Below are 8,720 nucleotides of genomic sequence, written 5' to 3'. Positions count from 1 at the left end.
ATACAGCCCTTTTGCTTTCAGATCTGTTTTCAGTGCATCTGCAAGTTTGCTTAAATAGATGACATCATTTGCCGCATAGCACATCTGCTCTTGTGTCAAAGGTCTCGCAAGCCAGTCTGAACGGGTCTGATCTTTTTCAATCTCAATATTCAAACAGGTTTTAAGCGCGTTTTGATAACTAACTTGAAGCCCATGTCCGAGAAATGCCAACGCAATTTGCGTATCGAACACATTATTGAGTGGTTTTTGATCGGCATAATGATAGATCAGATCAATATCTTCACCACAGGCATGAAAAATATTCTGTTGAGCCGCGAAAATCTTTGGCCAAAAATGACTGAGATCTAATGCTGCACCATCAAGTAATAGAATTTGACCATTTAAATTGATTTGGCAAACACCAAGTTTAGGGTATAAGGTATCAACCTTAATAAACTCGGTATCAAGGGCGTAGACAGAACACTGTTCCATCTGTTTGAGGAGAACAGCTAAATCTTGTTGCTGTTGGATAAACTGAAACATGTGTGCTCAAATAAAATAATAAAGAACCATGTGCAATAAAACTGCCAAATGTCAGTCATTGCTCAACTGAAAAATACAAAAAATTAATTGGTATTCCACATACACGACATGAAATCACTCCTCTACCCATTTTATCAAAAAACGAAAATCCTTTTCGCTTGATAATAGTGCCACAAATCACAATAAATTGATCTACGATAATGTTAGACAAAATGTAAAATTTAATTATTTGTTTAAATTAACAGCATGAATTTAATATAAATATAAAAAAATGCGAATGAAGCCTATTATTTCATTCGCATACGGTTATGTACAGCCTGACTTAAGGTATGGCTATCGACATATTCCAGCTCACCGCCTTGAGGTACGCCTTGTGCAATACGGGTCATATGAATAGGCAAATGTTTAGTGGCTTCAACCAGATAATGTGCTGTCGCTTGCCCTTCTACGGTAGCATTGGTTGCCAAAATGACCTCTTGAATCTGCCCTGCACTGAGACGTTGAATCAGATAAGGAATACCAATCTCTTCTGGACCAATTCCATCTAGTGGCGATAAATGTCCACCAAGAACATGATATTTTCCGCGAAAACTACCACTCTGTTCAATCGCCATTACATCAGCAGGAGATTCAACCACACACAACAGTTGCTCATCACGTTCTGCTGAAGCACATATATCACATATTTCATTTTCGGTGAGCGAGTGGCAGATACGACACTCATGAATATGGCTCGACGCTTCATGTAGGGCATGTGACAAAGCAAATGCACCTTCACGATTTTTCATTAATAAATGCAATGCCATACGCTGTGCTGATTTCGGACCAACACTTGGTAATATACGTAATGCTTGAACTAATTGTTCAAATCGTTCACTAAACACAAATCAACTCTCATAATCTCCCCTAACCCCTCTTTATTAAAGAGGGGTACTCCTCCCTTTATTAAAGGGAGGCTGGGAGGGATTTAAAATAAACCAGATAAGCCTGGTGGTAAGCCCATACCTGAATTTGCACCTTGTAATTTCTCTTCAGAAATTGCTTCAGCTTGACGAGCTGCATCATTCATTGCCGCAGCAATCAAATCTTCAATCATGTCAGCTTCGTCTTGTAGCAAGTCTGGGCTAATTTCGATACGCTTCACTACATTGCGGCAAGTCATCGTCACTTTAACTAAACCACCGCCTGCTTCAGCGTGAACTTCAGTATTTGCAAGCTCTTCTTTGGCTTTTTTAAGATTTGATTCCATATCTTTTTGCATGCGCTGAGCTTGCTGCATGAGCATATTAATGTTCATAAGTCTCTCTCGTTAAATTAAATCTAAACCGCGTGATATGTCGCGAATAATATCATCAATGTCTTCTAAACCAACAGACACACGAATCAAACCTTCTTCAATTCCTGCAGCTTGTTTAGCTTCAGCCGACATTCTACCATGTGAGGTCGTTGCTGGATGTGTAATTGTTGACTTAACGTCACCCAAATTACTGGTAATTGATAAGAAACGTGTATTATCGATCACCGTCCAAGCGCCTTCACGTTGACCTTTCACTACAAAAGATACAACACCGCCAAAGCCTTTTTGCTGTTTTTTCGCAAGCGCATGGCCTGGATGATCAGGTAGACCTGCGTAATACACTTTTTCAACTTTTTCGTGCTGATGTAACCATTCCGCCAATTTTTGAGCACTTTCACAATGGGCTTTCATACGAATGCTAAGCGTCTCTAAGCCTTTCAAGAAAATCCATGCATTAAATGGACTCATCGAATTACCTAAAGTACGGATCACACCATTTACTTCCTCAAGCAAATCATATTTTCCGACAACAGCACCACCCAAGGCACGACCTTGGCCATCAATATATTTGGTTGCTGAATAAAGTACTAAATCTGCACCAAACTTAATCGGCTGTTGCAATACCGGTGTACAGAAACAGTTATCCACTGCAAATAAAGCCCCATTGGCATGGGCAATATCGGCAATCGCCTGCATATCACCCACTTGGGCCAATGGATTAGATGGTGTTTCGATAAATAAAATACGTGTATTTGGACGAATGGCTTGTTTCCAGCCTTCTAAATCACCCAAATCCACAAAGGTCACTTCGACTGCAAATTTTGCAACGTATTTTTCAAATAAGGCAATGATTGAACCAAATACTGCACGAGAGCAAATCACATGGTCGCCAGCTTTTAAATAGGCCATACACATGGCATGTACCGCTGCCATACCTGAACTGGTTGCAACCGCACGTTCTGCACCATCCAATACAGCCAAGCGTTTTTCAAATGCTTGTACAGTCGGATTGGTATAACGTGAATAAGTATTCCCTGCGATTTGTCCTGAAAATTTTGCTGCAGCATCAGCCGCACTTTCACACACAAATGATGAGGTCAGGAAGATTGGTTCACTATGCTCACCTTCAGAGGTCCGATCATGCCCTGTGCGAATTGCCAGTGTTTCTAATTGGTATTCTAAATCATCGCTTGGATTCATCGTTCTGTATGCCTTATGATCATAATGTCGAAATGTGCCAATATTTTGAGCGCCTAAGGTATTTAAGGTCAAGGCGTAAGATGAAATTATCGCTTAGACTTCGTGCAATCTTGACTCATGATGAGACTTTCTAAGATGAAATCGCTTGTGGAACAGCAAAAAATAAATTTTAAACATCTAGCTATGCGTGTCTTCGATGCAGACAAACTGGTTTTGTCTCAATCTACGCCGTATCAAGTGATTGCTCAATTTAAACAGACCTGTGTGCGTTTCTACGCATCAGAGAACAAACGCTATAAAGAACCATTGGTATTTGTTGCACCTTTGGCCATTAATATGGATATCTATGATTTATATCCTTATCGTTCATTGGTAAAGCATTTTCAGGAAAGTGGTTTTGATGTCTATCTGATTGACTGGGGCAAGCTTACGTATAAAAACTATCAGGTTAACTTTCTATCTTTTATTGATAAGTTTATTCCAAAATGCATAGAAGCTATTCAGCAACATTCTACATCTGAAAAAATTTCGCTGCATGGTTGGAGCATGGCAGGAATTTTCGTCACCCTTTATACCGCACGACATCAACCGAGTGTAGTCAAAAATCTTGTGGTCTTAGGTAGCCCGATCGACAGCTATGCTTCGGGTTATATTGGCAAGCTATACAAAACTTTGGCTTATCTGACTAGCCGTAATCCGACCATTAAAGACTATATTTATAACCGTTTACCGAAATTAATGATTCATTCACCTGGCTTCCTAAACTCGCTTGGATTCAAACTATTAGATCCGAAAGGCTGGATTGATGGCAATATCCAGTTATTGAAAAACTTGGATAATCTAAAGCTGGTACAAGAAGATGCAACGCTTAGTCATTTCTTAAATAATATGATTGATTACCCCGGTGGTGTAAATCAAGACATGCTGTTTAATGTCTGGCTACAAAATCCGTTAAAAAATGGTGCAATTCAACTCAAGAACAAGACCATCGAGCTGAAAAATATTAATTGTTCTCTATTCGTCGGCGCAGGAAAAGGTGATCAGCTCGTGACTGCTGAGTCTGCATTTCCGCTGACCCAGTTGACAAGTAGCCAAGATGTCACGTTTACTCTTATCCCTGGTGGGCACTTAGGTTTAATGTCCAGTCAAAACAGTTCAATCGAGTTCTGGCCAACATTGACAACATGGTTAGCCGAACGGTCGACACATATAAAAAGGTAAGCTATGACTCAATCTGTTGCATTTATTGGTTTAGGCGCTATGGGCTATCGTATGGCGGCGCATTTGCCTAAATATTTCGAGAAGGTCTATGTCTGGAATCGAAATTTTAGTAAAGCTGAACAGCATGCAACAGAATATGGGACTACAGCAGTTGAACTTGCACAAGCGGTTCAGGCTGATATTATCTTTTCATGCCTACCCACCAGTGATGATGTTGAGAAACTCATCGAAGATGTTTCAATTAAATCAGGTGCCATCTGGATTGACTGTACCAGTGGTGTACCCGAGACAGCTCGCCGTTTGGCAGAGAAACTCAAAGTACAAAATATCGATTTTCTAGATGCACCTGTAAGTGGTCAAACTGTTGGCGCAGAAAATGCGACCTTAACTGTGATGGTTGGCGGGGATGTTAATGCCTTTGAGCGTGCCTATCCAGCAATGGCAGCAGTCGGTAAATTGATTCAACATGTGGGGGAATCTGGCGCTGGTTTTGCGGTAAAAGCCATTAATAATATGTTGCTTGCTGTGAATTTATGGTCTGTTGCTGAAGGCTTTAGTACTTTAAAAGCACATGGTGTCAACCTTGATGCAGCGCTGAACTGTATCAATGCATCGAGTGGTAAAAGTCTGGTCACAGAAACGATTTTTCCGCAGCGTGTTCTTAGCCGTGAGTTCCCTGTAACTTTTGGACTTCCATTACTTGCAAAAGATACAGGTATCGCTCTTGATTTAGTCAAGGATGCAAAACTTCCTGCACCTATCCTGTCTTTAACGCAAAGCTTGATTCAGGCAGCGAATTTAACCGCTGAAGCAGATAGTGACTTCTCAGCAGCCGTGAAAATGTATGAATCGTGGACTAAAATTACGCTGAAATAAGCAAGTTCTCGTGTAAAAACTCTTTTGCCAATATGAAAGCCGCTCTATTGAGTGGTTTTTTAATATATCGGGCCTTATTTATATTAGTCTTTATATCAATCAGCATAAAAATCCACTTCATTCACTGATCCACAAATCCTAACTTCATCACCCAATGACCATTCTGCTGCTCTGGCTGCCATAGCAGCAGGTACACCCTCCGATCCTGGCCCTGCGGGTACATCATACGTCGCATGCGCATCATGCGCTAACAACACATCATAACCTAGTGCAATTGCTTCACGCGCAGTCGCAGCCACACACATTTCGGACAATACACCGCATATTACTAAAGACTTAACTTTTAGTTCGTCCAGAATTTTCTGGAGTGATGTTCCATCAAAACCATTGTCCTCATATTTTCGTACGACAAACTCATTTGACAGCGGAGGAAAAAATAATGCCCAACCTGTTTGAAATGGCTCATCTATAGCTCCTTCATCTCCATCATTTTGCAGAAAAATCACTGGCGCGTGGGCAGATCTTGCTTTAGCAAGTAAAATACTGATGGATACAATCAACTGTTCTGATTCGGGTACAGCATCTATACCTGACACAAAAGCATTTTGTACATCCACGACAATCAATGCGTCGACCACATGAATTTTGGTTGAAATAGCGATCTCCTTATGCTTCGAATGCAATTTAACATATTGGTTTTAATTATTTATTATTTTCATCTATTTTGAAAACTCTCCAGTTTAAGACTAAAAATACCCAATTTTATGTACTCTTTTTAGTCCCTTTCTGCTCTATAACGAATCCATATGAGTTAAGTTTCCCTAGTGTAGAAAAATAGAAAACAACATAGAACCACCTGCAATCAAAAGCATCGCATCAAGCATAAAATTAAAGGTTCGATCTGACATTTTCAATACAAAGGTTTTACCAATATAATTACCAATGATTAAAGAGGTGCCCACTGCAACCCCTGCAATTAAGATATTTTGCTGTAAAACACCTAGTACCCCAAAAGTTAGACTTTTTGTCAGGTAAATTGCGAAGGAAGCTGCTGCTTCGGTTGCTAAAAGCCCACCTTTTATTAAGCCAAAACCATTAAAAATTGGCAGCAATAAAGGTCCTGTAGAAAACACGATCCCCGTAATGTATCCGAGCACCCCTCCAGCAACCACCATTTGCCAAGCATTCAAAGTAAAATTACGATGCTTTGCATAATGCCGCATCGGAATAAGACATAAGAAAAATAGACCAATACATAGATTAGAAAGAAATGGAGACATAACCCAAAGTGTATTTGCACCAAATACAGTTGCTGGAATACCTAGACTGATAAATAATAAGAAAGCTTTAATATTTAATTCGTTACGCCACATCACAACACGAGAAATATTTCCCATAATAGAAGCAATTGCCATAATTGGTACTGCAAGCTTCGCACCAAAAATATACGCTAAAATAGGCAATAAAATGATCGATGATCCTGTACCGACAATGCCGCTAATCAAGCCCGAAAGAACGCCAATCAAGGCAAGTGCAACATAGATCATAGGATAAAACACAAAGATAATTGTCTCGATTCTATAATACTTTAGCTGTTGAATTAAACTACGTTGCAAGCCGCAAAAGTGCTCCCTGTACTCATTAGACTCACAATAGTCCCTAACACGATCTTTTTCATTTATTAACTTATTTTTATAATTGAACAAACAGTATACATTCTTAATTAAATAAGTGATTAAAAACAGATAAATGGACGTAATTCGAATTAACATTATGAGGAAAAGACCAATAAAAACCCATGCCTAAGCATGGGTTGACCTTACAGACTGTGAAACTATACCGTCCCTACATATCGATAAATAGTACCATCTTTGGGATTTTCAAAAAGTAAATCGATATTGGGTAAAAGGATTTCACCCTCAACTTCAATATGTTCAATACGCTTAAACAAGGGAATTTCTTGATCATTAGCAACTTTTACTTTAGCTGTCGCGATCTTTTCGGCCTCAAATTGATCCTTTACTTTAATTTTTATATTGTTCATAAAAAACTCCTCTTTTTAAATTTTAAATACAGCAGCAAAACGAAAATTTAGAACGATGAAATTGCTGAATAAGCCAGCGGCATCGCAAAGAAAGTTAAAACAAATGCTGCTGAGCGTTGTAAATTGCGTTGATTCAGCCAAGAGATTTTGTTTGAAATTAAAATAGATCCAAATGCAATCCATAAAAAAGCAATCGGAGTAATTAAAGCCAGGAATACACCCATATGAACAACGTATTCATGTAGGTTAAGCCAAGCAGTGTGTGGAAAAATGGCTGAAGCGAATAATAAAGCTTTAGGGTTCAGTAAAGTCGCTACAAATAAAGCCTTAGACGCAATCAAAGGTTGGCTCAAATCCAGTTCTTTTGTAGACGTAAGCCACAATTTAACTGCCAAATAGATAATAAAAGTTGCACTGAGTAGTTTGATTAGCGGTGGTAACCAAGGCACATAATGTGAAACAGACTCAAGTAAAAAGCCCCATGTTGTAATGGTTATGAAATAACCAACCACCTCCGCAGGGATCAATTTCAATGAACGTTTAATGCCTGTCTGGATTCCCGACGAAGCCAATAATGTATTCGTTGGACCAGGTGTTAGCAAGATCGTAATGATCAAACCAATAAACATAAATGACACCATAGACAAATACCTTTGCTAAGTTTCGCAAACGCAATATGGCAAAATAAATCAGCAGTTGTCGACAAAATGGTTGTAACGAAAAATATTACGCCTATTTTTTTATATCTAAAATCAAAGCATTACCGTTTAATCTGTTTAATTAACAATTTAAGATATCTTTTTCAAGTTTGTGATAAAAGTCACATTTACCCAACAATTCCATGTAGATAGACATCATTTCAGTTCATTTAATAAGATGATGGTGGATCAAAACCCATCGCTAAAATTTAAGTAAAAGATTCACACCAACATCAATTCTAAAAGTGAAAATAATGATTAACTGCTTTTCTATTTTTATACTTTAACAGGTTGTTAAAAGAGTATTATTTACGAAAGCTGAAGTTCCAGTTACAGACTCAAGTATACAAGCTTTTGTTTTTTCTATATAACAAGAATTCAACCTTAAAAATGAGCAAAACTGATGAAGTCTGTCAGACTTTTATACGTAAGCAAAATTAAGAATATTGACTCAAACTTAAAAACAGATTTGATTAAGATCCTCGATGAGGCTGTAGATTTTAATTATCGTCACGATGTCAGAGGTGTTTTATATTATGGTCACGGCTATTTTGTACAATGTTTAGAAGGTCAAAAGAACATCGTTGATGATTTATTTTATAACAAAATTGTGAAAGATGAACGACATATCAATTGCGAAATTCTCTATTACACTGAATGCGAGAATCAATTTTTTTCACAATGGTCGATGAAGTTCTCACCTGTTAATCAGAACATTTCAGATTTTTTCATGAAGTACCATTTAGAAGAATTTAATCCTTATCTGTTAACAGCCGAAACTGTCGAGAAATTTGTTTCTGTTTTGGCTGGAGAGCCTGAATATGATGTAAAAGCTTATGTTTCGTAGTGAATGAGCTTTTTA

At 38.3% G+C, this 8,720-nt stretch carries 10 protein-coding genes and 1 pseudogene; 3 read left to right on the top strand and 8 right to left on the bottom strand.

The genetic code is table 11. From position 1 onward, the window contains the following. The 4 genes and pseudogenes from Aba26S_RS02300 to Aba26S_RS02285 all read right to left on the bottom strand — a co-directional run. Nucleotides 1-522, bottom strand: a pseudogene (locus Aba26S_RS02300) (ribonuclease D); the annotation flags it as partial. A 287-nt stretch (nucleotides 523-809) separates the two neighbouring features. After that, on the bottom strand, nucleotides 810-1,406 hold the full coding sequence (gene recR, locus Aba26S_RS02295) for a recombination mediator RecR (protein ID WP_005241464.1): 597 nt from the start codon (nucleotides 1,404-1,406) through the stop codon (nucleotides 810-812). 83 nt (nucleotides 1,407-1,489) lie between these two features. Then, nucleotides 1,490-1,819 carry a YbaB/EbfC family nucleoid-associated protein gene (locus Aba26S_RS02290; RefSeq protein ID WP_004662103.1) on the bottom strand — a complete coding sequence of 110 codons (330 nt, stop codon included), beginning with the start codon at nucleotides 1,817-1,819 and terminating at the stop codon, nucleotides 1,490-1,492. Nucleotides 1,820-1,831: 12 nt separating this feature from the next. Next, a complete protein-coding gene (locus Aba26S_RS02285; protein ID WP_005241461.1) occupies nucleotides 1,832-3,019 on the bottom strand; it encodes an O-succinylhomoserine sulfhydrylase in 1,188 nt (395 codons plus the stop codon). Between the two features lie 135 nt (nucleotides 3,020-3,154). Here Aba26S_RS02285 and Aba26S_RS02280 point away from each other — a divergent pair, with 135 nt between their 5' ends. Beyond that, nucleotides 3,155-4,240 carry an alpha/beta fold hydrolase gene (locus Aba26S_RS02280; RefSeq protein WP_005241460.1) on the top strand — a complete coding sequence of 362 codons (1,086 nt, stop codon included), beginning with the start codon at nucleotides 3,155-3,157 and terminating at the stop codon, nucleotides 4,238-4,240. Nucleotides 4,241-4,243: 3 nt separating this feature from the next. Continuing rightward, on the top strand, nucleotides 4,244-5,116 hold the full coding sequence (locus tag Aba26S_RS02275; protein WP_043969937.1) for an NAD(P)-dependent oxidoreductase: 873 nt from the start codon (nucleotides 4,244-4,246) through the stop codon (nucleotides 5,114-5,116). A 95-nt stretch (nucleotides 5,117-5,211) separates the two neighbouring features. Here Aba26S_RS02275 and Aba26S_RS02270 read toward each other — a convergent pair whose 3' ends face one another. The 4 genes from Aba26S_RS02270 to Aba26S_RS02255 form a co-directional block, all read right to left on the bottom strand. Continuing rightward, nucleotides 5,212-5,799, bottom strand: coding sequence for an isochorismatase family protein (locus Aba26S_RS02270; RefSeq protein WP_043969936.1), 588 nt, complete (start codon nucleotides 5,797-5,799; stop codon nucleotides 5,212-5,214). 138 nt (nucleotides 5,800-5,937) lie between these two features. Then, nucleotides 5,938-6,663 carry a sulfite exporter TauE/SafE family protein gene (locus Aba26S_RS02265; RefSeq protein ID WP_026040127.1) on the bottom strand — a complete coding sequence of 242 codons (726 nt, stop codon included), beginning with the start codon at nucleotides 6,661-6,663 and terminating at the stop codon, nucleotides 5,938-5,940. A 287-nt stretch (nucleotides 6,664-6,950) separates the two neighbouring features. Next, a complete protein-coding gene (locus tag Aba26S_RS02260; protein WP_005241455.1) occupies nucleotides 6,951-7,160 on the bottom strand; it encodes a hypothetical protein in 210 nt (69 codons plus the stop codon). Between the two features lie 47 nt (nucleotides 7,161-7,207). Continuing rightward, entirely contained in the window at nucleotides 7,208-7,801 is a 594-nt protein-coding gene (locus Aba26S_RS02255; protein WP_043969935.1) for a LysE family translocator, read from the bottom strand. A 460-nt stretch (nucleotides 7,802-8,261) separates the two neighbouring features. On the opposite strand from Aba26S_RS02255, the gene Aba26S_RS02250 reads away from it, so the two are divergent. Continuing rightward, nucleotides 8,262-8,705 carry a BLUF domain-containing protein gene (locus tag Aba26S_RS02250; RefSeq protein WP_043969934.1) on the top strand — a complete coding sequence of 148 codons (444 nt, stop codon included), beginning with the start codon at nucleotides 8,262-8,264 and terminating at the stop codon, nucleotides 8,703-8,705. The last annotated feature ends 15 nt before the right edge of the window (nucleotides 8,706-8,720 follow it).

The sequence above is a fragment of the Acinetobacter sp. NBRC 110496 genome (assembly GCF_000876115.1).
Taxonomy (GTDB): Bacteria; Pseudomonadota; Gammaproteobacteria; order Pseudomonadales; family Moraxellaceae; genus Acinetobacter.
This window is presented reverse-complemented; position numbering and strand designations above follow the sequence as displayed.

Bases quoted from the DNA above. Each gene is read 5' to 3' on its own strand.
- Aba26S_RS02290 (WP_004662103.1), bottom strand. From the start codon at position 1,819: ATGAACATTAATATGCTCATGCAGCAAGCTCAGCGCATGCAAAAAGAT.
- Aba26S_RS02285 (WP_005241461.1), bottom strand. From the start codon at position 3,019: ATGAATCCAAGCGATGATTTAGAATACCAATTAGAAACACTGGCAATT.
- Aba26S_RS02280 (WP_005241460.1), top strand. From the start codon at position 3,155: ATGAAATCGCTTGTGGAACAGCAAAAAATAAATTTTAAACATCTAGCT.
- Aba26S_RS02275 (WP_043969937.1), top strand. From the start codon at position 4,244: ATGACTCAATCTGTTGCATTTATTGGTTTAGGCGCTATGGGCTATCGT.
- Aba26S_RS02265 (WP_026040127.1), bottom strand. From the start codon at position 6,663: ATGATCTATGTTGCACTTGCCTTGATTGGCGTTCTTTCGGGCTTGATT.
- Aba26S_RS02260 (WP_005241455.1), bottom strand. From the start codon at position 7,160: ATGAACAATATAAAAATTAAAGTAAAGGATCAATTTGAGGCCGAAAAG.
- Aba26S_RS02255 (WP_043969935.1), bottom strand. From the start codon at position 7,801: ATGGTGTCATTTATGTTTATTGGTTTGATCATTACGATCTTGCTAACA.
- Aba26S_RS02250 (WP_043969934.1), top strand. From the start codon at position 8,262: ATGAAGTCTGTCAGACTTTTATACGTAAGCAAAATTAAGAATATTGAC.